Origin of the sequence: Arthrobacter sp. EPSL27 (assembly GCF_001512305.1) — a bacterium.
Lineage (GTDB): Bacteria > Actinomycetota > Actinomycetes > Actinomycetales > Micrococcaceae > Arthrobacter.
The window spans coordinates 1021250-1043591 of sequence record NZ_LNUT01000005.1; the positions used below are offsets into that span (position 1 = coordinate 1021250).

19 protein-coding genes and 1 pseudogene are annotated in these 22342 nt (G+C 68.5%); 5 read left to right on the forward strand and 15 right to left on the reverse strand.

Features of this window, described 5'->3' with window-relative positions; all coding sequences use genetic code 11:
* Positions 1-34 precede the first annotated feature (34 nt).
* The 5 genes from AR539_RS15630 to pdhA all read right to left on the reverse strand — a co-directional run bounded on the left by AR539_RS15630 (position 35) and on the right by pdhA (position 6380).
* Entirely contained in the window at positions 35-1351 is a 1317-nt protein-coding gene (locus AR539_RS15630) for a MinD/ParA family ATP-binding protein (protein ID WP_442854411.1), read from the reverse strand.
* A 236-nt stretch (positions 1352-1587) separates the two neighbouring features.
* Positions 1588-2403: an MBL fold metallo-hydrolase gene (locus AR539_RS15635; protein WP_066438901.1), complete on the reverse strand. Its 816-nt coding sequence runs from the start codon at positions 2401-2403 to the stop codon at positions 1588-1590.
* A 139-nt stretch (positions 2404-2542) separates the two neighbouring features.
* On the reverse strand, positions 2543-4003 hold the full coding sequence (locus AR539_RS15640) for a dihydrolipoamide acetyltransferase family protein (RefSeq protein WP_066438905.1): 1461 nt from the start codon (positions 4001-4003) through the stop codon (positions 2543-2545).
* Between the two features lie 2 nt (positions 4004-4005).
* A complete protein-coding gene (locus AR539_RS15645) occupies positions 4006-5118 on the reverse strand; it encodes an alpha-ketoacid dehydrogenase subunit beta (protein WP_066438908.1) in 1113 nt (370 codons plus the stop codon).
* The gene (gene pdhA, locus AR539_RS15650) at positions 5115-6380 is read right to left on the reverse strand and encodes a pyruvate dehydrogenase (acetyl-transferring) E1 component subunit alpha (protein WP_066438911.1); all 1266 of its coding nucleotides are present in this window, start codon (positions 6378-6380) and stop codon (positions 5115-5117) included. The genes AR539_RS15645 and pdhA overlap by 4 nt, the downstream gene beginning before the upstream one ends.
* A gap of 160 nt (positions 6381-6540) precedes the next feature.
* Here pdhA and AR539_RS15655 point away from each other — a divergent pair, with 160 nt between their 5' ends.
* Entirely contained in the window at positions 6541-7005 is a 465-nt protein-coding gene (locus AR539_RS15655) for an Lrp/AsnC family transcriptional regulator (RefSeq protein ID WP_066440068.1), read from the forward strand.
* Positions 7006-7019: 14 nt separating this feature from the next.
* Here the strand turns inward: AR539_RS15655 and galU are convergent, their stop codons facing one another.
* The 7 genes from galU to paaA all read right to left on the reverse strand — a co-directional run bounded on the left by galU (position 7020) and on the right by paaA (position 12918).
* Positions 7020-7910 (reverse strand): UTP--glucose-1-phosphate uridylyltransferase GalU, encoded by an 891-nt coding sequence (galU, locus tag AR539_RS15660; protein WP_066438914.1) that lies wholly within the window; start codon positions 7908-7910, stop codon positions 7020-7022.
* Between the two features lie 99 nt (positions 7911-8009).
* Positions 8010-8789, reverse strand: a complete 780-nt coding sequence (locus tag AR539_RS15665; RefSeq protein ID WP_066438916.1) for an enoyl-CoA hydratase/isomerase family protein — start codon at positions 8787-8789, stop codon at positions 8010-8012.
* A 37-nt stretch (positions 8790-8826) separates the two neighbouring features.
* Positions 8827-10059 carry a 1,2-phenylacetyl-CoA epoxidase subunit PaaE gene (gene paaE, locus AR539_RS15670; RefSeq protein WP_066438918.1) on the reverse strand — a complete coding sequence of 411 codons (1233 nt, stop codon included), beginning with the start codon at positions 10057-10059 and terminating at the stop codon, positions 8827-8829.
* Positions 10060-10068: 9 nt separating this feature from the next.
* Positions 10069-10638 (reverse strand): 1,2-phenylacetyl-CoA epoxidase subunit PaaD, encoded by a 570-nt coding sequence (gene paaD, locus AR539_RS15675; RefSeq protein ID WP_066440072.1) that lies wholly within the window; start codon positions 10636-10638, stop codon positions 10069-10071.
* A gap of 11 nt (positions 10639-10649) precedes the next feature.
* The gene (gene paaC / locus AR539_RS15680) at positions 10650-11588 is read right to left on the reverse strand and encodes a 1,2-phenylacetyl-CoA epoxidase subunit PaaC (protein WP_066438924.1); all 939 of its coding nucleotides are present in this window, start codon (positions 11586-11588) and stop codon (positions 10650-10652) included.
* Entirely contained in the window at positions 11585-11890 is a 306-nt protein-coding gene (gene paaB, locus AR539_RS15685) for a 1,2-phenylacetyl-CoA epoxidase subunit PaaB (protein ID WP_136321706.1), read from the reverse strand. Before paaB ends, paaC begins: the two co-directional genes overlap by 4 nt.
* On the reverse strand, positions 11887-12918 hold the full coding sequence (gene paaA, locus AR539_RS15690) for a 1,2-phenylacetyl-CoA epoxidase subunit PaaA (protein WP_066438925.1): 1032 nt from the start codon (positions 12916-12918) through the stop codon (positions 11887-11889). The genes paaB and paaA overlap by 4 nt, the downstream gene beginning before the upstream one ends.
* A gap of 190 nt (positions 12919-13108) precedes the next feature.
* Here paaA and AR539_RS15695 point away from each other — a divergent pair, with 190 nt between their 5' ends.
* Entirely contained in the window at positions 13109-14188 is a 1080-nt protein-coding gene (locus AR539_RS15695; protein ID WP_082699395.1) for an LCP family protein, read from the forward strand.
* Positions 14189-14208: 20 nt separating this feature from the next.
* Here AR539_RS15695 and AR539_RS15700 read toward each other — a convergent pair whose 3' ends face one another.
* Positions 14209-14763, reverse strand: coding sequence for a hypothetical protein (locus tag AR539_RS15700; protein WP_157361030.1), 555 nt, complete (start codon positions 14761-14763; stop codon positions 14209-14211).
* A gap of 81 nt (positions 14764-14844) precedes the next feature.
* Here AR539_RS15700 and AR539_RS15705 point away from each other — a divergent pair, with 81 nt between their 5' ends.
* The 3 genes from AR539_RS15705 (at position 14845) to AR539_RS15715 (ending at position 20445) form a co-directional block, all read left to right on the forward strand.
* Positions 14845-17061 carry a S9 family peptidase gene (locus AR539_RS15705; RefSeq protein ID WP_066438930.1) on the forward strand — a complete coding sequence of 739 codons (2217 nt, stop codon included), beginning with the start codon at positions 14845-14847 and terminating at the stop codon, positions 17059-17061.
* A 241-nt stretch (positions 17062-17302) separates the two neighbouring features.
* Positions 17303-17956 (forward strand): peptidoglycan-binding protein, encoded by a 654-nt coding sequence (locus AR539_RS15710; protein WP_231728633.1) that lies wholly within the window; start codon positions 17303-17305, stop codon positions 17954-17956.
* 8 nt (positions 17957-17964) lie between these two features.
* Positions 17965-20445, forward strand: coding sequence for a hypothetical protein (locus AR539_RS15715; protein WP_082699396.1), 2481 nt, complete (start codon positions 17965-17967; stop codon positions 20443-20445).
* A 120-nt stretch (positions 20446-20565) separates the two neighbouring features.
* Here AR539_RS15715 and AR539_RS15720 read toward each other — a convergent pair.
* Together AR539_RS15720 and AR539_RS15725 are read right to left on the reverse strand one after the other, a co-directional pair.
* Positions 20566-21137: pseudogene (locus AR539_RS15720) on the reverse strand (GNAT family N-acetyltransferase).
* Positions 21134-22297: an acetate kinase gene (locus tag AR539_RS15725; protein ID WP_066438937.1), complete on the reverse strand. Its 1164-nt coding sequence runs from the start codon at positions 22295-22297 to the stop codon at positions 21134-21136. Before AR539_RS15725 ends, AR539_RS15720 begins: the two are co-directional and overlap by 4 nt.
* Between the last annotated feature and the right edge of the window lie 45 nt (positions 22298-22342).

Consider the following 22342-nt stretch of genomic DNA (forward strand, 5'->3'; position numbering starts at 1 on the left):
CGGCGAGAGACAACTTGTTTACCCCGCCCCACCGTTAGACGTAGCCGTCCACAATTGCGGCGGCGATCTCACGGTACGCACGCCTCGTCTCCGGGCGGAGCACATCGAGGGTGACCAGGTCGCCGTCGGCCACGCCGCGGTCATGCGGTACGGCAATCAGCTGGCGGCAGATACCGGCAAGGTGGTCTTCGATCGCGTCCTTGTCGACCCGTGAGGAGACCTCATCCTTGTCGGTGATGACCACAATGGCGTTGCGGGCGAGTTCCTCGTACCCGTGGTCGGCCAGCCAGTGCAGGGTGCTGCGGGCCCGTTTGGCGCCGCTGACGGCGTAGCCCGCGGCGATGATCAGGTTGTCCGCGGACTGCAGGATGCCCTTCATCGCATTGTGGGTCACCCCAGTGCCGCAGTCGGTCAGGGCAACTGAGTAATATCCGGAGATGAGCTTCCGGATCCGCAGGTACTCCTCGGCCGTCAGGGAATCGGAGACTTCGGGGTCCTGCTCCCCGGCGATCAGGTGCAGCCGGCCGGCGTGGTGCATGTAGCGGGCCAAAGCCGTGAGGGAATCGATGGATTCAATGTTCCTCAGCAGGTCAGTGATGGTACGGGGGCTCTGCTGCTGGTAGATGCCCTCGCCAAGAGCACGTTCCACCAGATCGCCGGAGTCCGGATTCGCGTCGATCGCGCACGGCGGATCGCCGCGGAACTCGGCCAGGGTGAGGCCCACCCCGACCGTCGTTGACGTCTTGCCGATGCCGCCCTTGAGGCTCAGGACAGCGGTGTTGTAGCTGCCCTGGAGTTGGCGAGAGATGCGGCGGGCAAGTTCGTCCTCTTCGCGTTGCCGGGCGCTGGGACCCAGGTTTACCCCGCCGCCGGTCAGCGTGTAGATCGCTCCCCGAAGGCCTCCGACAGGCCGGGGCTTCTGCTCGCGGACGAAAAGACCCGGGGAATTGATGAAATCGGGGGTCGGCGCGGTCAGTGCCGCTGCCCGGCTGGCGGAACGGGCCGCCCGGCCCGGGAGTGCGGGCACGGCGGGGGCACTTTCGGGCACCGCCGGCACCGCGGATCGACGCGTTGGGACCACGGAACTGTCGACGGCGGCCGTCCCTTCATCCGGGACCTCAGGGTCCTGCTGGGCGGGATTGGACGGAGCCGGCGCCGGCGCGGCCACCGTCGGCGGGGACACCGGCTGGTGCGGCGCTGTCGGCACCTGCCGGATCACGGGGTTTGCGCCAGTGGCGGCTTTCCGTTCGTCCGCCGCCTCGGCGGCTTCCGCCCAGGAATTGCGGCGCAACGGACGCGCGGTCCTGTTGCCCGCTGTGGTGTCGGCGACGTCGGAGGGTGTGATCGGCATGGTTCCTGTCCGGGCGTCGGAATCGCCGCCCCGGCGGCGGTCGCGCCGGCGCCGGAGTTCGGGTTGCTCTGCCTCTGTGGCAGCGTTGACTGTGTTGTTGTCCACCGGATCGGGCATATTGGTCCCCCCTGGGACTCACAGCACAGGCGGCTGCGGTGCTCGTTTGAATTGGTCCAAACCGCAATTCTAGGGGCAGTCGTGAGTACCCTTACCATTGACCGCCCCAAGCCGCGGACTTAGTGGTGCGCCCGGGTCTCCTGCAGGCGCTTGATGAACCACCGGGACTGCTCCGGCCCGTAGGGCAGGATCGGGATGGCCTTGGTGGCGTCATCGGGGGTCTCGCGGGTCGCTTGGGTGGCCTGCCGTACCGCCGTGGTCATGGTGTTGGCCATGGTTTTCACGAACTGGTCGCTGCAGGGTTCCCCGTGCCCGGGGATCAGGAATTCGTAACGGTGGCGGAGCGCGGAGACGTGCCTGAGAACGTCGGCCCACTCTTCGGGGTAAGAATCCTCAAAGGACGGGTGGGAGCCCTGCTCCACTAGGTCGCCGGCATACAGGGTGGTGGCCGTGCCAATCAGGAGGTCGCCGTCGGTGTGCCCGCGGCCCAAGAAAAACAGCGTAACGTTCTGGCCGCCGAGATCCAGAAGGACTGGCTGGTCTTTCACGATCGCGTTCGGGACCACGAGTTCGACGTGGTCGCCCTCCCCGGCTGCCATCTCGGGCTCATCGGCGCCCACGGCGCAGCGCTGGGCATCTCCGTTTTCCGCGATCTCGGCGGCGCAGTTCTCGTGCGCCCAGAACTCGGTCACTCCGGCTTCGGCAAACACGGCGTTGCCGAAGAAGTGGTCGTAGTGGGCGTGGGTGTTCACCACCACCAGCGGCAGCTGGGTCTTCTCCCGCACGGCGTCCAGGATCTCGCGCCCCTGCCGGGGCCCACTGCCGGTATCGATCACCAAGGCACGCTCGGAGCCGATCACCAGGCCGGTGTTGAGCAGGGAACCTTGGGTGGTCAGGACGTAGTTGTCCGGGCCAACCTCGAGCCATCGTGACATGAAGAATCTCCGTATGCCGGGTGTTGGTCCGGCGTCGTTGGTGCGATGTTCTGCCCTCGAGTCTACCCACCGGAGCTGGCCGGATGCTGGAAGGCGGCACCGCGCGAGCGGCCTTTCCGCCCGCACGGTCCCTACCGCCTCAGAGGTCCGCTAGCACGCCTCCCGGGTTCTCGATCGCGTCGGCCACGTAGCGCAGGAACCCGCCGGCGGTGCCGCCGTCGCAGACGCGGTGGTCGAAGGTGAGGGTCAGCTCGGTGACCTTTCGGACCGCGAGCTCGCCGTTGACCACCCAAGGCTTGTCGATGATGCGCCCGACCCCCAGGATTCCCACCTCGGGGTGGTTGATGATGGCGGCGGAGCCGTCCACCCCGAAGACACCATAGTTGTTCAGGGTAAAGGTGCCCCCGCCGAGCTCTGCTGGGGTCGCCTTGCCGTCGCGTGCAACGGCGGTGAGCCGCCGGATCTCGGCGTCCAGTTCGCGGGCGCTGAGTTTGTCCGCGTTGCGCACCGACGGGACCATCAGGCCGCGGTCGGTCTGGGCCGCGAACCCCAGGTTGACGCCGTCGAAGGCGACGATTTCCTGGGATGCTCCGCCGGCGGTGTCCTCGGTGGTGACAATCCGGGTGTTCAGCTCCGGGAACTTCTTCAGCCCGGCGGTGACGAAGCGCGCGATGAACGCCAGCAGGCCGGGGGTGTGGTGCGGGTCCGCCTTCTTCAGGGCGGCACGCATCTCCACGAGGGCTGTGGCGTCCACGTCCACCCATACGGTGGCTTCCGGGATCTCCGAGCGGCTGCGCGTCATGTTCGCCGCGACAGCCTTCCGCACGCCGCGCACCGGAGTCCGGCCGGTGATGCCGAGCCCGGTGCGGGCGTCGGTGTCACCGGTGGCTGGAACCGCTGCTGCCGGCGTGGTTGCAGCAGGCTCTGCCGCCGGACGCTCAAGCGCGGAGGGCTTGATGGCCGCCTCGACGTCGCGGCGCATGATGAGCCCGCTGGCGCCGGACCCCTGGAGTTCCCCCAAATCAACCCCATGGTCCTTGGCCATCCGCCGGACCAGCGGAGAAATAACGGCCCCCAGCTTGCCGGGCACCCGGGTCCGCATCAGGAGCAGGTCATCGGCTGCCTTCTCGGCCGCGGACACCTCAGTGGCGACAGCCGAGGCACCGGCAGACTCTGCCGCGGCGGCCTTCCGCGGCCGCGTCCGGCGGGCCACGCCGTGGCCGCCTGGGGTGCCGTAGCCGATGAGGACGTTGCCGGAGCCGGCTTTCTCTTCCTCGCGGTAGACCTCGGCGGCGGCGTCCGCAGCTGCGGAAGGCGCGGCCGCCGGAGCCACGGCCTGCTCAGCCGACGCGGCCCCGACCGGAGTCACGGAGATCAGCGGCTTGCCGACGTCGAGGGTCTGGCCGGGCTCGCCGTGCAGCACGGCGACGGTGCCGGCGTACGGGGAGGGAACCTCCACCATGGACTTGGCGGTTTCAACCTCGGCGATGGGCTGGTCGACGCGGATTTCGTCGCCCACGGCCACCAGCCAGTTGACGAGTTCGGCTTCGGTGAGGCCTTCGCCGAGGTCCGGGAGGAGGAATACTTTCGGTTCGCTCATGGTCAGTCTTCCCACTGGAGGTCGTCAACGGCGTCGAGGATGCGGTCCACGCCGGGCAGGTAGTAGTGCTCGAGCTTCGGCGCCGGGAACGGGACATCAAAGCCCGTGACCCGGCGAATGGGCGCGGCGAGGTGGTGGAAACAGCGTTCCTGGACCCGGGCCACGATTTCGGAGGCGACGGAGGCGAACCCGTGGGCCTCGGCGATGACCACGGCGCGGCCGGTCTTGCGGACCGAGGCGCAGACCGTCTCGTCGTCGAACGGCACAATCGAGCGGACGTCCACCACTTCGAGCGAGCGGCCTTCCTCGGCGGCGGCCGCGGCGGCGGCGAGGGCGGTGGGGACGGACGGACCGTAGGCGATCAGGGTTGCGTCGGTGCCGGGCCGGGCGACTGCGGCGCGTCCCTCGGAGGACGTGCCGCGTTCGGTGTTCTCGGCGTGTTCGGCGCGGAGCGCGTCCAGGTCCACCTGGTCCTTGGACCAGTAGAGCTTCTTGGGCTCCATGAACATCACGGGGTCATGGGAGTCGATGGCCTCGCGGAGCATCCGGTAGCCGTCGGCCACGGTGGCCGGGGTGTAAACCTTGAGACCGGCGGTGTGGGCGTAGTAGGCCTCGGAGGAGTCGCAGTGGTGCTCCACTCCCCCGATGCCGCCGGCGTAGGGCACGCGGATGACCATGGGCAGCTTCACGGCGCCCTTGGTGCGGTTGTGCATCTTGGCGACGTGGCTGACGATCTGCTCGAAGGCCGGGTAGGCGAAGGCGTCGAACTGCATCTCGATGACCGGGCGCATGCCGTTCATCGCCATGCCGACGGCCATGCCCACGATGCCGGATTCGGCGAGCGGAGTGTCGAAGCAGCGGCTCTGCCCGAAGGTCTTGGTCAGTCCGTCGGTGATCCGGAAGACTCCGCCGAGCATGCCGACATCCTCGCCGAAGACCAGTACCGAGGGGTCCGCGTGCATGGCGTCGGCCATGGCCGTGTTCAGGGCCTTGGCCAGGGTGATGGTCTGCGGGCCGCTCTGTTCTGCCACGGCTGCGGCGGTGGCGGCAGCGCGGGCGGTGGCGGCACTGACGTTGCCGTTGGCTTCGGACGAGGTGGTGATGGTGGGGCTCATCGTGCGGCCTCCGAGGTCAATGCGGCGTCGCGGGCGAGTTCGTCGGCGAGCAGGGCGGACTGTTCCTGCAGCTGCGGGGTGGGGGTGGAGAAGACGTACTTGAAGAGGTCCTGCGGTTCCACCGGGACGTCCTCGCTCAGGCCCTCGCGGAGCTGGGCGGCGACGGCTTCGGCCTTCTCGGCGATCCGTCCGGCGCGGTCGTCGTCGAGCAGCCCGCGGTCCGTGAGGTAGGTCTTCATCCGGCTCAGCGGGTCCTTGGCCACCCATTCGGCGACTTCGCTGTCCTGGCGGTACCGGGTGGCGTCGTCGGCGTTGGTGTGGGCCTGCATGCGGTAGGTGTGTGCCTCCACCAGCAGCGGGCCGGAGCCTTCGCGGGCGAGCCGGACGGCGCGGCCCAGGACGGCGAGGAGGGCGACGACGTCGTTGCCGTCCACGCGTTCGCCGGCCATGCCGTAGCCCACGGCCTTGTGGGCGAGCGAGGGCGCCACGGACTGGTGCGCCAGCGGCACGGAAATGGCGTACTGGTTGTTCTGGACGAAGAACACCACCGGCAGGTGGAAGACGGCGGCGAAGTTCAGTGCCTCGTGGAAGTCGCCTTCGCTGGTGGCGCCGTCGCCGCACATGGCCAGGACCACGGTGTCCTCGCCGCGCAGCTTGGCGGCGTGCGCCACGCCCACGCCGTGCAGCAGCTGGGTGGTCAGCGGGGTGCACTGGATGCCGACCTTGTGTTTGGCGGGGTCATAGCCGCCGTGCCAGTCGCCTCGGAAGAGGGTCATGGTCTGGACCGGGTCCACGCCGCGGGCCATCACGGCAACGGAGTCGCGGTAGGTGGGGAACATCCAGTCGCCGCCGGACAGGCAGAGGGCGGCGGCCACCTGGCAGGCCTCCTGGCCGTGGCTGGACGGGTAGACGGCCATGCGGCCCTGCCGGACCAGGGCGGAGTTCTGGTCGTTGACGCGGCGTCCGACCACCAACTGCTCGTAGGCGGCCAGCAGTTCCTCATCTCCCGGGAGGGAGTATTCGTGGCCGGGCTGGGTGCCCTGCTCGGTGTGCGGGGTCAGGGTGCCGTCCGGGCCCACCATCTGGATCTGGTGCCGTGCGGGCAGCATGTAGTCCTCAACCGAGATGCCGAACTTCCGCACGGCCTCGCTGGCGGCGTTGTTGGATGCGCCCGTCGGGGCGGCCGCGTCCGGGGCCGCGGGGCCGGGTGTCTGCTCCTCGGCTGCCGGGGGCTGCGCAGTGTGGTCTGCGGAGATCGTCATTGGTCCGTCCTTCTGTAGCCACTATTACCTCCAAGTATGGGGCGATGCGCTGTTTCGTATCCAGCCCAGGGGTAAATCGTGGAGAAGACCCAAAAAATGGACTATTCTGGAAGACGAATCGTAAGTGTGAGCTGGGTTACCGGCGGAGGTTGTGGACGAAATGGCAGAGAACGAGCCGGAGCAGACGGCGGTGCCGCTGGATGACGTGGACCGGAACATCATTGCCGAGCTGACCCGGGACGGCCGGATGTCCGTCACGCAGGTGGCGGAGAACGTCCATATCTCGCGCGCCCACGCCTACACGCGGATTGCCCGGCTGACCGGCGAGGGCGTGCTGACCAAGTTCACGGCGCTGGTGGATCCGATCAAGGCCGGCCTCAAGTCGTCGGCCTACGTGACCCTCAAGGTCCGGCAGCATTCCTGGCGGGAACTGCGCGAGCTGCTCCGCGCCATTCCCGAGGTGCACCACATCGCGCTGGTGGGCGGGGACTTCGACGTCATCCTGCTGGTGCGCGCTTTGGACAACATCGACCTGCGACGAGTGATCTTCGACCAGCTGCAGTCCATGCCCGGGGTACTGGATACGCAGACGTTTCTGGTGTTCGAGGATTTGGATACGCGGTAGCGGCGCCGCCGTCGCTAGCTGACGAAGGCCTTCATCCAGGCCTTGAGCTCCTCGCCGAATTCCACCCGTTCCGACGCGATGGAGATGACGGCCTTCAGGTAGCTCAGCTTGTCGCCCGTGTCGTATCGGCGGCCCTTGAAAACCACACCGTAGACACCGCCGCCCTCGCAGTCCGAGGTGGCCAGAGTCTGCAGGGCATCCGTGAGCTGGACTTCACCGCCCCGGCCGGGCTCCGTCTCCTCGAGCACGTCGAAAACTGCCGGGTGAAGCACGTACCGTCCGATGACGGCCAGGTTGGACGGCGCGTCGGCCACGGCAGGTTTCTCCACCAGACGGTTGACGCGCACGTGGCCTTCGCCGTCGACTGCTGAAATGTCCGCGCAGCCGTAGGCACTGATCTCAGCGGGGTCCACCTCGATCAGGGCGATCACCGAGCCGCCTGTCCGGGCCTGCACCTCGATCATGGTGCTCAGCAGCTCGTCCCGTTCGTCGATCAGGTCATCGCCCAGAAGGACAGCGAAAGGCTCGTCACCCACGTGCTGGCGGGCGCAGAGCACGGCGTGGCCCAGCCCCTTGGGGTCGCCCTGGCGGACGTAGTAGAGGGGTCCCAGAGCTGAGGCGCGCCGGACGGCTTCAAGTTTCTCAACATCGCCTTTGAGATCCAGGGCCCGTTCCAGGCTGGGCTCCCGGTCAAAGTGATCTTCAAGCGCGCGCTTCTGGCGCCCCGTAATCATCAGGAGATCGGTCAGGCCAGCGCGGACAGCCTCCTCAACAACGTACTGGATGGCCGGCTGGTCGACCACGGGCAGCATTTCCTTCGGCATCGCCTTGGTGGCCGGCAGGAAACGTGTGCCGAGGCCCGCCGCAGGAATAACAGCCTTTGTTACAGCTCTCCCCAAAGTCATAACGGAACCCTACAAGCGCAGCCTCTAGTTGAGAATGGCTTCAACAAAATACGAGTACTTAGACATCATGGACGCTGTCGGCCCCCTCTGCCAGCGCCGCTAGCCTTTGAAGACGGGTCTCCGTTTCTCCTGGAACGCCCGGAACCCCTCTGAATAGTCCTCGGTTTTGCAGAGCCGTGCCTGCTCCGCGTTCTCCTCGGCCATGGACTCCCAAAGGCCCAGCCGCTGGTCCCGGATGTGCGCCACCAGCTCCTTGCTGGCGTTGAACGCACTGGTGGCGCCGGTGGCGGCCTTCGCCACGATGGCGCGGGTGGACTCCAGCAGCTCGGCCGCGGGCATGGCGCGGCTGAACATCCCCTGGGCCACGGCCTCGGCCCCGCTCATCAGCTCGGCGGTGTAGATCAGGTCCAGCGTGCGGTGCATGCCGAGCCGTTCGGTGAAGTACCAGTGGCCGCCGGAATCCAGCGTGGCACCCAGGTTCGCGAACGGCGAGCCGAACTTGGCGTTCTCCGCCACATAGACCACGTCCGTGGCCAGGAGCAGGCCCAGCCCGACGCCCAGGCAGGCGCCCTGGGCAGCCGCGAACGTGGGGGCCGGGAATTCACTCATCTTCTTCAGCAGCGGCTGCAGCAGCCCGCCCAGGTAGCCCTGCACATCGTCCGTTTCCGGCGTGACGCCGGCGATGTCCCGGCCAGCGCAGAACGCCCGGCCCTCTCCCCTGAGCAGCAGCGCCCGCACCTCGCCGCGCGAGGCGGCGGCAGCGGCGTCGTCGTACGCCTTCGACAGGTCCCGGAGGGCCTGCTCGTCCAGCGAGTTGAGCTTGTACGGTGCGTCGAGGACGATCTCGGCGATGCCGCCGTCGATGGAGAGGGAAATCATGGGGCTCCTGAGGTGGGGGCGGAAGGCGGGCGGGCTGTTAGACGTCGAAGTCGACGGTGACTTCCGGCGTGGTGGGGTGGGACTGGCAGGTGAGCACGTAGCCCTTGTCCAGTTCGTCCTGCTCCAGCGCGTAGTTCTCGTCCATGGTGACGGACCCGGCCACCACCTTGGCGCGGCAGGTTCCGCACACGCCGCCGGCGCAGGCGAACGGCACGTCCGGGCGGACCCGCAGCGCCGCGTTCAGGATCGATTCGCGGGCGTGCGTGGGGCTGGCCACCTCGCCCTGGAGACCGTCCAGCTTGAAAGTGATCTTGAACGTGGCCTGGGATTCGTCCACTACCACGGGGCGGCCGGCGTTGCCCTCGGGGCGGTCCGGCTTGCCGGTGGTGAACAGCTCGAACCGGACGTTGTCCGGGTTCACGCCGCGGTCGGCCAGGGTGTCCCGGCAGAGCTGGACCAGCTCGAACGGGCCGCAGAGGAACCATTCGTCCACGTCGTCGGCGTGGATGGCGGTGCCCAGCAGCGCCTGCAGCTTCTCGGCGTCGATCCGGCCGCTCAGCAGCGGGGCGATCCGCTGTTCCCGGGAGAGCACGTGGTGCAGGGCCAGGCGGGACGGGTACTTGTCCTTCAGGTCGGCCAGTTCCTCGAGGAACATCACGTCCATGGCGGCCTTGTTGGCGTAGACGAGGTCGAAGCGGGTCTCCGGGTGCGCGGCGAGTAGGGTGCGGGCAATGGCGATCACCGGGGTGATGCCGGATCCGGCGGCGATCGCGACGAAGGAGCCGGGCTCCCCCGCCCGTTCGCTGGCCATCTCCTCCGGGTGGTTCATGGAGTTCATGAGGTTCTGCTCTTTGCCGTCCCGGCCGTGCTTGGAGATGAACGCCCCCATGGGGCTCATCACGTCCAGGACGTCTCCGGCCTTGAGCTCGGAGTTGGCCCAGTTGGAGAAAAGCCCGCCCAGGTCCTTCTTGATGGCAACCCGGATCTCGCTGCTGCCGTCCGCGAAGCTCCGCGGCTCGGCGCAGATGGAGTAGCTGCGCCGGATCTCCTTCGGCTCGCCCGATTCGTCCGGCAGCGTGGTGCGCAGGGCGACGTACTGGCCGGGGAGGTAGTCGAACTGGCCGGCGAGCTCGGCGGGGACGCCGAACGTCACCTCGATCGCGTCGTCCGTGAGCCGGCGGACCTCATCGACCGTCAGCGGGTGGAAGGACGCACGACGGCGGCCGGTGGCTGCCGCCTGCTCGGCGGCGGTCTGGCGGACAACAGTCATGGCTTTTCCTTACAAAACTTTGAAGTAGTCGAACGGTTCCTTGCAGTCCTGGCACACGTACAGGGCCTTGCAGGAGGTGGAACCGAAGCGGGTGAGTTCCTTGGTGTGCAGCGAGGAACACTGCGGGCATTTGACGGCGAGGGACAGGCGGACCGGCCCGGCGTGGCGCACGGCGGCCGAGTGGCCGGACGGCGGGGCGATGCCGTACTCCTGCAGCTTGGCCTTGCCGGCCTCGCTCATCCAGTCCGTGGTCCACGCCGGAGAGAGGACCATGTCCACGCTGACGCTGGGGTAGCCTTCGCGGTTGAACGCAGCCTTCAGGTCATCGCGGATGGCGTCCATCGCCGGGCAGCCGGAGTACGTCGGTGTGATGGTGATATGGACCGTGGGGACCATACCGCCGTCGGCCGGGTTGGGCTCCTTCGTCACCTTGACGTCGCGCAGGATTCCCAGGTCCTCGATGGTGAGGACCGGGATTTCCGGGTCGGTGACGGTGGCGGCGAGGTCCCAGGCCTTCTGCTCGGGAGTCTTCTGCTCCGCGGGGCGGGCCTCCGCGGCAGTGGGGTGGCTGACGTACATCTCCATGGTGGTTACCAGCTGGCTCCGGGGTACTCGCGGGCGAGCACCTGCATTTCGGCGAGGATGTAGCCCAGGTGCTCCGAGTGCAGGCCCCTGCGTCCGCCGCCGGGGGCGGGCTGGACCTTGGGGACCTCCAGTTCGGCCTCGGCGAAGACCTCGCCGGTGAGCCGGTCGAACTCGGCGCGCAGGCTGGAGGGCTCGACGGCGGCGCCGCTCGCGCTGAGACGGGCGGTCAGCTCGTCGTCGCGGAACAGCTCGTCCACGTAGGGCCAGATGACCTTGAAACCGTGGATCATCTTTTCGCGGGATTCGTCCGTGCCGCCGGCAAGGCGCAGCACCCACTGGGCGCTGTGGTCCCGGTGGTAGTCCACTTCCTTGACGGCCTTGGCGGCGATGCCGGCCAGGGTGGCGTCCGTGGACTGCGTCAGTTGGCTGTAGAGCTCGAACTGGTAGTAGCTCACCACGAACTGGCGGGCGATGGTGACGGCGAAGTCGCCGTTGGGCTGTTCGAAGATCGAGGCAGAGCGGAACTCGTGCTCGCGGCGGAAGTAGGCCAGGTCATCCTCGGAGCGGCCGTCCAGTCCCCCGGCGTAGCTGAGGAAGGACCGGGCGTGGCCCAGCTGGTCCAGGGCGATGTTGCCGAGGGCGATGTCCTCTTCCAGCTCCGGGGCGCGGGAGATCCAGTGACCCAGGCGCTGCGCCAGGATCAGGGCGTCATCGCCCAGGCGCAGGGCGATTTCGGCCACGTCCTCGGTGGGCTTCGCGCTGCCGCTGCTCACGGCCAGGGCGATGTCCTCCGGGCGGAGGGCGTTGCCGGGCGTGATGCGGGTGGCGCTGGCCGTGGCCTCGCCGCTGCCGCCGGCTGCCTTGACGCCGACGTTGAGGTCGCCGTGGCCGCCTGTTTCTTCCGCGGGTGCGGGGGTTGCCGTGGTCTCAGGTGAGGTGCTCACAGGTGCTTCACGCCCTCGCTCTTGGTGTAGTACGTCGCGTGCCGGTAGTCCTTGCCCTGCGGGGATTCGAAGAAGGCGCCCTTGGAGTCCGGGTCGCTGGAGGCGATGGCGTCGGCCGGGACCACCCAGATGGACACACCCTCATTGCGGCGGGTGTAGAGGTCGCGGGCGTTGCGCAGGGCCATGGCTGCGTCCGGGGCGTGCAGGGAGCCGGCGTGGACATGGGAGAGGCCGCGGCTGGAGCGGACGAAGACTTCCCAGATGGGCCAGACGTTGCCTGCGTGGGGTTCGGGGGTGGTCATGCTGCGGTTTCCTTCTCTGCTTGCTTCTTGGCCTGCTTTGCCGCGTATGCGGCGGCGGCTTCGCGCACCCAGGCGCCGTTGTGGTGGGCTTCGCGGCGCCGTTCCAGGCGCTGGGCGTTGCAGGGGCCACGGCCGGCAAGGACCTCGTGGAATTCGTCCCAGTCCAGGGGGCCGTGCTCCCACTTCTTGGTTTCCTCGTTGAAGCGGATGTCCTTGTCCGGGAGCGTGAGGTCCAGGACCTTGACCTGCTCCATCATCATGCCGACAAAGCGGTTGCGGAGCTCGTCGTTGCTGAAGCGCTTGATGTTCCAGGCCATGGACTGCTTGGAGTTAGGCGAATCGTCATCCGGCGGGCCGAACATCATGAGGGCCGGGGCGTACCAGCGGTTGACGGCGTCCTGGGCCATCTGCTTCTGCTCCGGCGTGCCGTGGGAGAGTTCCAGCAGGATCTCGAAGCCCTGGCGCTGGTGGAAGGATTCTTCCTTGCAGACGCGGACCATGGCGCGGCCGTAGGGGCCGAAGGAGGCGCGGCAGAGCGGCACCTGGTTGGCGATAGCGGCGCCGTCCACCATCCAGCCGATGGCGCCCATGTCAGCCCAGGTGCGGGCGGGGTAGTTGAAGATGGAAGAGTACTTGGCCTTGCCGTCCATCAGGTCCTGCATCATCTGGTCGCGCGGCTGGCCGAGGGTCTCCGCGGCGGAGTACAGGTACAGGCCGTGGCCGGCCTCATCCTGGACCTTGGCCATGAGGATGGCCTTGCGCTTGAGGCTGGGGGCACGGGAGATCCAGTTGGCTTCCGGCTGCATGCCGATGATCTCCGAGTGCGCGTGCTGCGAGATCTGGCGCAGCAGGGTCTTGCGGTATGCCGGGGGCATCCAGTCGCGGGGTTCGATCCGCGAATCCTCCGCCATGACTTTGTCGAAGTATGCCTGGCCTTCAGCGTCGCGCCGGGCCACATCCTCAAGGCTCTGTTCGTGCCGCGCCGACGTGGGCTCTCCGGGCACTGACTGCAGGGTCTGCGCTGCCATGGTTGCTCCTATGCATATCCGATAAATAATTACCGACCGTTCGTTCAGGATATGCGGAAGGGCGGAGATGCGTCAAGCACCAAAGCCTCTGCCCGCGGTGGGCTGCGAGGAACAGGACGCCTGTATTTCGCCTCCCGATCAAACGCGCATCCTGCCCCTACTGTGCGTATCGCGGTGGTAATGTCCGGCCATGGGAACGTCGCCGGAACCAGCTGAAGCAGCCGCAGGCTCCGCCGCGGCCCCGGGCGGCAGGAACCGCCGCCGGACCATCGCCGTCGCTGTTGTTGCCGTGCTGGCGGTCATGGGAATTGTGGTGGCCACGCTCCTGATCAACAGGCCGCGGACCGAAACCGCGGCGCCGGTGCAAACCTCCGCCCCGGCACCGGAGACCACTGCAGCCCCCACACCGGAACCCACCCCCACGCCCACGCCTGATCCGCCGCCTGAGGCGCTCAACATCCTGCTGATCGGCAGCGACAGCCGGATCAATGAACGGGCCGTCGCGGCGTCCGGCGCCGCGTCGGACCAGCGCGGGGACGCCCTGGTCCTCATCCACATCCCGGCCGACCGGCAGAACATTTACGGCATCTCGATCATGCGCGACCTCTGGGTGACCATCCCCGGCTACGGCGCGGCCAAGGTCAACGCCGGGCTGGAGCTGGGCGGGGTGCCGCTGATGACGCAGACCGTGGAATCGCTCCTGGGCCAGCCCATCAACCACACTGTGATGCTGGATTTCCAGGGCTTCGCCGCCATGACCGATGCCCTGGGCGGGGTGGACGTGGACATCAGGCAGCCGTTCCAGGGGACGGTGGACGACTTTGTGTACTTCCCGCCGGGGGTGAACCGGCTGAACGGGGTGCAGGCGCTGGCGTTCGTCCGCGAGCGCCACGCCTTCTCGGACGGCGACTACCAGCGGGTGCGGAACCAGCAGACCTTCCTCAAGGCGGTGATGGCCAAGATGGCGGCCGAAGGCGGGCTGACGGACCGCAATACGGTGAAGCAGCTGGTGTCCACGGTCCTCCCCCACGTCACGGTGTCCCCCGGGCTCACGGTGGAGGCCCTGGAGCAGCTCGCCTTCAGCCTGCGCAGCACACCCCCGGGCAATGCCATGTTCTTCACCCTCCCCACTGCCGGCACGGGCTTCAGCCGGGACGGGCAGTCCATCATCGTGGAGGACCGCGCCGCCACCGCCGCGGTGGCCGCCGCGCTGGCCTCCGGGACTCTCGGCGAGTACATCGCGGCGAACGGGTTGCAGAACGGGAACTAAAGGCGCGCCAGCGCCCCGGCTCAGTCTGTCCCGTCGCCCTCGCGGATTGCGTCGTGAATCCTGCGGAGCGTCTCCGGCAAGGCAGCTACTTCAATGTCCCCCTTGTCGGTCGCGAGCCTGATGGTCTGAAAACCACGCTGGGTGACGTATTTGTTGTCCTTGCGGTCCAACGTTCTGGGCTCGTTGGACACCGCAGTCATGGCGCTGAACGTGGTGGGCCGGCCGGAGGGCTCAAGCGTGTCGTAGACAGCCGGCTGAAAAGTCATCTCGCCAGTCCCGGCTAACGAGGCGACGCCCATGTTCCAGATTCCGCTGAGGGATCCGGGAAGCGAGTCCGGATAGCGGACGTAGACCAGCATGCCGCCCAGTGTTTCCAGCTTGGCTTCCATCTTGCGCTGCCGGCGTGCGTCGAAGTACCAGGAGCCCGCGAGGAAGACGGCCCACATCGCGGCGTTGAAGAATACGTCCTCCGGCCGGCGGCCCCAGCTGATGAAAAGGGCGGAACCCGCACCCCAAGCGGCCACGAGCACCACCAGCACAACGATTCTGCGGTGAGCCGCCATCCATTCCCCCATGCCCGCCAGCCTAGACGAGCCCCGCCACGCACAGCGGCGGCGCCAGCCCGCCGTCGGCCGCCCGGCCGGTAGATTGGAGCCATGACCCAGACTCCTGTGCAGCAGTCCCCGCAGCCCCCGGTTGCCAAGAAAATCCCCGCCCTCCGCACGCACCACGGTGACGTCTTCGAGGACAACTACGAGTGGCTGCGGGACAAGGAATCCCCTGAAGTGGTGGAGCTGCTCAAGGCCGAAAACGCCTACCAAGAGGCGGTGACCGCCCACCAGCAGCCGCTGCGCGAGGCCATCTTCCAGGAGATCAAGGGCCGCACCCAGGAGACGGACCTCTCCGTGCCCAACCGCAAGGACGGCTGGTGGTACTACACCCGCTCGGTGGAGGGCCAGGAGTACGGCATCCAGTGCCGCGTCCGGGCCGAGGACACCGGTGACCGGGTGGCCGACTGGACGCCGCCCGCCGTCGAGGTGGGCGTCGGGATCCCCGGCGAGGAAATCCTGCTGGACGGGAACGCCGAAGCCGAGGGCAAGCCGTTCTTCGCCGTCGGCGGGGCCGCCGTCACCCTCGACGGGAATCTGTACGCCTACGCCGTGGACAACGCCGGGGACGAGCGCTTCACCCTGCGCATCAAGGACCTGCGCACCGGGGAGCTCCTGCCCGACGTGATCGAGAACGTCTTCTACGGCATCGCCTTCTCCCCCGACGGCAGCCGCATCTTCTACACCGTGGTGGACGACTCTTGGCGGCCGTATCAGGTGAAGGCGCACGTCCTGGGCACGCCCGTCGCCGACGATGAGCTGATCTACCAGGAGGACGACGTCGCCATGTGGCTGGGCTTCGAGCTCTCCGCCGACCGGCGCCACCTGGTGCTCAGCATCGGCTGCTCGGAGTTCAGCGAGACCCGGCTGCTGCGCTTCGACGCGCTCGACGCCGGTCTGGCCACCGTGATCTCCCGGGACGAGCGCATCCTCTACGAGGCCGAGCCGTTCCTGCTCGCGGACGCCGCGGGGCAGACGTCCGAGGCGATCCTGCTGACGCACAACAAGAACGCCGTCAACTCCATGGTCTCCCTCGTGGACCCCGCCGAACTCGCCAAGCCGCTGGCCGAGCAGCACTGGACCGCCGTCGTCGAACATTCCGACCTGGTGCGTGTCAACGGTGCCGGCGTCACGTCGACGCACCTGGTGGTCTCCATCCGCAAGGACACCATCGAGCGGGTCCAGGTGCTGCCGCTGGCCGGGCTGGGCACGCCGGAGCAGGGCGCGCCGGTGGAGCCCGCCTTCGAGGAGGAGCTCTACACCGCGGGCGTGGCCGGCTCCGACTACGAGGCCCCCGTGATCCGGATGGGCTACACCTCCTACTTCACCCCGTCCCGGGTGTACGACTTTGTGCTGCCCACCGCCGAGCAGCCCGCCGGCGAGCTGCTGCTGCGCAAGGAAAGCCCGGTGCTGGGCGGCTACTCCGCCTCCGACTACGTGGCCACCCGCGAGTGGGCGGAGGCGTCCGACGGGACCCGGATCCCCCTGTCGGTGCTGCGGCACGCCTCGGTGGCGCAGGACTCGACGGCGGCCGGCCTGGTGTACGGCTACGGCTCCTACGAGATGAGCATGGACCCCGGCTTTGGCATCCCCCGGCTCTCCCTCCTGGACCGCGGCATCGTGTTTGTGATCGCGCACATCCGCGGCGGCGGGGAACTGGGCCGGAACTGGTACGACACCGGCAAGAAGCTGCACAAGAAGAACACCTTCACGGACTTCATCGCGGCCACCGACTGGCTGGCGCAGTCCGGCTGGGTGGACCCGGCCCGGATCGCGGCAATGGGCGGCTCCGCCGGCGGCCTGCTGATGGGCGCCGTCGCCAACCTGGCGCCGGAGAAGTACGCCGCCGTGGTGGCCGCCGTCCCGTTCGTGGACGCCCTCACCACCATCCTGGACCCCGAACTGCCGCTATCCGCGCTGGAGTGGGAGGAATGGGGCAACCCCATCACCGACCGCGCCGTGTACGAGTACATGAAGTCCTACACCCCGTACGAGAACGTCCGCGCCGTGGCCTACCCCAAGATCGCGGCGGTCACCTCGTTCAACGACACGCGCGTGCTCTACGTGGAGCCCGCCAAATGGGTGCAGCGGCTGCGCGAACTCAACACCGGCAGCGAGCCGATCGTCATGAAGATCGAGATGGAGGGCGGCCACGGCGGCGCCTCCGGCCGGTACGTGCAGTGGAAGGAACGGGCGTGGGACTACGCGTTCGTCGCCGACTCCCTGGGCGCGACCGAGCTGCTGCCCGGCGCCGGGCTGAAGTAGCCGACTCACCGCAGTTCGGTGTTGGGTGCGCCCATTCACCACAAATGGCCGCTATGACGCCCGTCATAGCGGCCATTCGCGTCAAATCGGCGGGTACCGGCCTCCCCCAGGGGCGGGGAATTTGTGAAAGTCTTCTACCGAATAAATGCTCATCATGCTTACTATTGACCCTGATCAGGCACGACGGTTAGAAACTGCTCACTGGGGGCAGCAGAATCCGTGCCGGAACTGGAGCTAAATCGTGAGCACTGAACAGGGAATGACCCCGCTGAGCGACGCCGAACTGATGGCCGAGGCAGGCACCGCTCTTCCGGACAAGGAAGTGGCCTCCGTCCTGGACCTCAACGCGGACCTGGACCTCGGCCTGAACGCCGCGGCCCCGATCGACCTCGCTGTCGCAGCTAACGCCAACGTGGCCGCCCCGATCGACGCCGCCGCCTCGGCCAACATCCTGTCCTTCGGTTCCGACGCCCAGGCCCTCTCGGACCAGGGCGTGGTGATCAACCAGGGCATCGACGCCGACGCCACCGCCGACTCCACGCAGGACAGCACCATCGACCAGGAGACCGGCAGCACCGACGGCAGCGACACCGGCACCACCGACACCACGGTCGAGGAAGGCGCCCTGCCCACCGATGTGGCCGGAGCGCTCAACTCCAACCTGCTCAACGTCAACGTGGACCTGGACGCCGCCGCCGATCTCGCCGCCCCGATCAACGGTGCCGTGGCCGCCAACGCCAACGTCGCCGCCCCGATCGACGCCGCCGTCGCCGCCAACATCGGCTCGATCGACAGCAACGCGTTCGCCGTGTCCCAGCAGGACGCCATCATCAACCAGGACATCACGGGCGAGGCCACCGCCTCCGCCGACCAGCAGTCCGACCTCCGGCAGTAGCTTCCCGGATGAGCACCCCGCACGGCGGGCCGTCCACCCCGGACGGCCCGCCGCTTTCCCCTGCCCAGCAGGCGTCCGCCCAGCCGTCGTCCGCCGGTACGGCCGCCGAGCCCTCCGCCGGAAATGCCGCCGTCGGGACCCCGACGGCGGCCGGCACCGCCACCGCAACCCAGCCTCCTCCGGCCCTGGCCGACGGCGTCCAGCTCCTCGGTGCGACCCAGGGCTCCGGCTACCGCGAACCGCCCGCCCTGGTGCGCCGCGCCGACGGCCAGACCCTGCAGCTTACGCCGCTGCTTTACCAGGTGCTGGAGGCGGTGGACGGCTCCCGCGGCCCGGAGGAAATCGCCAGCCACGCCAGCGCCGGGTCGGGACGGCTCATCAGCGCCGAAAATGTCCAGACGCTGATCGACAAGCAGCTGCTGCCCCTGGGCCTGCTGCGGCTGGCCGACGGCTCCCAGCCCGAGGTCCGCAAGGCCGACCCGCTGCTGGGCATGAAGCTCCGCTATACCGTGACGGACCCGGAGCGCACCCGCCGCATCACCGCGCCCTTCGCCGTGCTCTTCAGCCCGTTGATTGTGGTCCTGGTGACCGTGGCGTTCCTCGCCAGCTGCTGGTGGGTGCTGATGGTGAAAGGCCTGGCCTCGGCCACGCATGAGGCGTTCGCCAACCCGGGCCTGGTGCTGCTCATCCTGGCTGTGACCGTGCTGTCCGCCGGGTTCCACGAATTCGGCCATGCCGCGGCTGCCCGGCGCGGCGGCGCGACCCCGGGGGCCATGGGCACCGGGCTGTACCTGATCTGGCCCGCGTTCTTCACCGACGTCACTGATTCCTACCGGCTGGGCCGGGCCGGCCGGATCCGGACCGACCTCGGCGGGCTCTACTTCAACGCGATCGTGGCCGTGGCCATCATGGGCATCTGGTGGGCCACCGGGTTCGACGCGCTCCTGCTGGTGGTGGTGACCCAGGTGCTGCAGATGGTGCGGCAGCTCCTGCCGCTGGTCCGTTTTGACGGGTACCACATCCTGGCCGACGCCACCGGCGTTCCGGACCTGTTCCAGCGGATCAAGCCCACCCTGCTCAGCCTGCTGCCGTGGCGCCGGAAGGACCCGGAAGCGCAGGTACTCAAGCCGTGGGCCCGCGCCGTGGTCACGGCATGGGTGCTGATCACCGTGCCGCTGCTGGCGTTCAGCCTGGTGATGATGGTGGTGTCCCTGCCACGGCTCCTCGGCACCGCTTGGGACAGCGGGCAGAAGCAGTACGCCATGTTCAACAACGCCCTCGCCAGCGGGGACATCCTGGACGCCGCAGTGCGGCTCCTGGCGATCGCCGCCGTCGCGCTTCCCGTCCTCGGGATCCTGTACATCCTGGTCCGGCTGGTCCGCCAGGTGGTGACGGCCCTGTGGACGAAGACCCGCGGCAAGGCCCTCCAGCGCGGAACAGCCCTCGCCGTCATGGGCGCCATGGTGGCCGGCCTCGCCTGGGCCTGGTGGCCCGGCGGCGAGACCTACCGCCCGGTCCAGCCCTACGAGCGCGGCACCCTGGCCGACGCCACCACCGCCATCTTCCCGGCCGGGTCCACCACCGTCATGCGGGAAGGCCAGGCCGGGCGGACCGTCGTCCTCTGGCCCGCCGGCGCGGAGAAGCCCACCCGTGAGAAGCCGCAGCTCAGCATGGTCCTGGTACCGCGCGACGCCGGGACCGCCGCCGAGGCGCCGTCGTGGGTGTTCCCCTTCGACCGGCCGGCTGCGGCGGAGGAGGACGGCAACCAGGCACTCGCCGTCAACACCACGGACGGCTCGGTGGTGTACGACGTCGCCTTCGCGCTGGTGTGGGCGGACGACGGCGAGGACGTCACCACCCGCAACGAGGCCTACGCCTTCGCCAGCTGCGCGGACTGCGCCGCCGTGGCGGTGGGCTTCCAGGTGGTGCTGATTGTGGGCCAGGCCGATGTGGTGGTGCCGGAGAACCTGTCCGCCGCCGCGAACTACAACTGCCTGCGCTGCCTGACCTATGCCCTGGCTGACCAGCTGGTCCTCACCCTGGACGGGCCGCTGAGCGCGGACAGCTCGGCCCGGCTTAACGAGCTCTGGCAGCAGATCGCGGAGTTCGGCCGGAACCTGCAGAATGTGCCGCTCTCGGAGATCCAGGGGCGCCTGGATGCCTTCAAGGCGCAGATCATGGAGGTCATCCAGAGCGACCCCAGTGCCACGCCGGGCGGTTCCGGGACCACTGCTCCCAGCAGGGCGCCCGGGAGCAGCCAGACCGCGAGCCCCTCGGCCACGCCGGGCGCGACTACTGGTGCCTCTCCCGGGGCCTCTTCGGGTGCGACCTCCGGCGCCACTCCCCGCCCGACGGGTTCCGCACCGGCTGCTACATCCACGGCCACGGCACCGGCGGGATCGCAGCCCACGCAGTCCGCGGGGACGGCCACCGCACCGGCAACGGTTACGCCGTCGCCCACCCCGACGGGCACTGCACCGGCCCCGTAGGCCGGCGCGGTTACTGACTGGCGACGCGGTTCCTGACTGGCGATGCGGAAAAGGCCCAGCGCTGCGGTATACCCGTAGCGCTGGGCCTTTAGCGCGTCATGGGACATTTGCCGCGGCGCCCTAAGCCTGCCGGCGGGCCGTCCATTCGTGGTCGAGGATCGCGTAGACGACTTCCGTGGCCCACTGACCCTTGTAATGCCACTTGTCGATTTGGACGGATTCGCGCCGCATCCCGAGGCGTTCACACAGGGCCGCGGAGGCCGTGTTGAGGGCGTCCAGCTTGGCGTCGATCCGGTGGAAGCCGAGTTCCCCGAAGCCCACATCCAGCAGGGCCGCCGCGGCCTCGGACGCGATGCCCCGGCCTCGGGCCTCCGGGGCCAGACTCCAGCCGATCTCGGCCTGGCCGCAGCCCGGCAGCCACTTCAGCACCACTTCGCCGAGAAGGCCGGGCGAGTCCGCGGCCTCGATGGCCAGCAGATCCAGTCGCCCTCCTTCTCGAAGACGAAGTTGGCGTACTTGCCCACGGATTCCATGGACTTGGTGTAGCTCTTGGCCTCCCCCGGCAGGAACCGGGCGGTCTCGGGCAGCGAATGGTAGGCGTGGAACGCGTCCAGGTCCCCGGCCTCGAAGCGGCGCAGCACCAATCGCTTTGTGCGGAGGGGCAGTGGAGGGAGTTGTTTGGGTTCGGTCATATCCGGGCCCCGGTGACGACGGCAGCTGTGGCCTCGGCGATGGCCCGCTCCTCGTCCGTGGGCACCACCAGCACCGGAATGGCCGACGACGGCGACGAGATCACCCGGGGTTCCTTGGACCGCTCCCGGTTCAGGCCGCCGTCGAGCTCCACACCCAGGGCCCCCAGCCGCTCCGCCACGAGGGCGCGGAACTGGTGCGAGTTCTCCCCGATCCCTGCCGTGAAGACGATGGCCTTCGCCCCGCCGACGGCCACGTGGTAGCCGCCGATGTACTTCGCCAGCCTGTAGGAGGCGACGGCGAGCGCCATGGCGGCCTTCGCGTCGCCGGCTTCCGAGGCCTCCACCACGGAGCGCATGTCGTTGTTGCCGGCCAGGCCCTTGAGCCCGGACTGGCGGTTGAGCATGGCGTCGATGTCCTCCGGGGACCAGCCGGCCCGGCCCAGGAAGACCAGGATGGACGGGTCCAGGTCGCCGGACCGGGTGCCCATCACCAGGCCTTCCAACGGGGTGAAGCCCATGGACGTGTCCACGGACTGGCCGCCGCGGATGGCCGTGACCGAGGCCCCGTTGCCCAGGTGAGCGATGACGGCGTCGAACTCGTCCACCGGGACGTCCAGCAGCGCCGCCGCCCGGTGCGCAACATACTCGTGCGAGGTGCCGTGGAAGCCATAGCGGCGGATCCCGTGGTTGGTGTAGAGCTCGTCCGGCACCGCGTAGCGCCAGGCGTGCTCCGGCAGGGTGCGGTGGAAGGCGGTGTCGAACACGGCCACCTGCGGCATGTCCGGCCACTTCTTGGAGATGGCGCGGATGCCGAGCACGTTCGCCGGGTTGTGCAGGGGCGCCAGCGGGTTGAGCCGCTCGATGGCGCGGGTGATCTCATTGTTGACCAGGACCGGCTCGGCGAAGCGCTCGCCGCCGTGCACCACCCGGTGCCCGACGGCGTCGAGCGTCCGGTCGCCGAGGGCCGCGTGGATCTCCGCGTCCACCTGCTCCAGCGCCTCCGCGTGGTCCCGGGGGCCCTCGATCTGGCCGTCACCCTCGCCGCCGTTGCCCATCCCGATCTTCTCGACCAGCCCCTCGGCGAGGACGCTGCCTGCCTCCACGTCGCGGACCTGGTACTTCAGTGAGGACGAACCTGAGTTGATGACGAGGACGAGCACTGGGCCTCCTAAGCCTTTGGCTGCAGCGGTGGTCGGTGAAGTTCG

Bases quoted from the DNA above. Each gene is read 5' to 3' on its own strand.
- paaA (WP_066438925.1), bottom strand. From the start codon at position 12,918: ATGGCAGCGCAGACCCTGCAGTCAGTGCCCGGAGAGCCCACGTCGGCG.
- paaD (WP_066440072.1), bottom strand. From the start codon at position 10,638: ATGTACGTCAGCCACCCCACTGCCGCGGAGGCCCGCCCCGCGGAGCAG.
- paaE (WP_066438918.1), bottom strand. From the start codon at position 10,059: ATGACTGTTGTCCGCCAGACCGCCGCCGAGCAGGCGGCAGCCACCGGC.
- pdhA (WP_066438911.1), bottom strand. From the start codon at position 6,380: ATGACGATCTCCGCAGACCACACTGCGCAGCCCCCGGCAGCCGAGGAG.
- AR539_RS15635 (WP_066438901.1), bottom strand. From the start codon at position 2,403: ATGTCACGATGGCTCGAGGTTGGCCCGGACAACTACGTCCTGACCACC.
- galU (WP_066438914.1), bottom strand. From the start codon at position 7,910: ATGACTTTGGGGAGAGCTGTAACAAAGGCTGTTATTCCTGCGGCGGGC.
- AR539_RS15705 (WP_066438930.1), top strand. From the start codon at position 14,845: ATGACCCAGACTCCTGTGCAGCAGTCCCCGCAGCCCCCGGTTGCCAAG.
- AR539_RS15630 (WP_442854411.1), bottom strand. From the start codon at position 1,351: ATGCCGATCACACCCTCCGACGTCGCCGACACCACAGCGGGCAACAGG.
- AR539_RS15715 (WP_082699396.1), top strand. From the start codon at position 17,965: ATGAGCACCCCGCACGGCGGGCCGTCCACCCCGGACGGCCCGCCGCTT.
- AR539_RS15700 (WP_157361030.1), bottom strand. From the start codon at position 14,763: ATGGGGGAATGGATGGCGGCTCACCGCAGAATCGTTGTGCTGGTGGTG.
- AR539_RS15640 (WP_066438905.1), bottom strand. From the start codon at position 4,003: ATGAGCGAACCGAAAGTATTCCTCCTCCCGGACCTCGGCGAAGGCCTC.
- AR539_RS15695 (WP_082699395.1), top strand. From the start codon at position 13,109: ATGGGAACGTCGCCGGAACCAGCTGAAGCAGCCGCAGGCTCCGCCGCG.
- paaB (WP_136321706.1), bottom strand. From the start codon at position 11,890: ATGACCACCCCCGAACCCCACGCAGGCAACGTCTGGCCCATCTGGGAA.
- AR539_RS15665 (WP_066438916.1), bottom strand. From the start codon at position 8,789: ATGATTTCCCTCTCCATCGACGGCGGCATCGCCGAGATCGTCCTCGAC.
- AR539_RS15655 (WP_066440068.1), top strand. From the start codon at position 6,541: ATGGCAGAGAACGAGCCGGAGCAGACGGCGGTGCCGCTGGATGACGTG.
- AR539_RS15645 (WP_066438908.1), bottom strand. From the start codon at position 5,118: ATGAGCCCCACCATCACCACCTCGTCCGAAGCCAACGGCAACGTCAGT.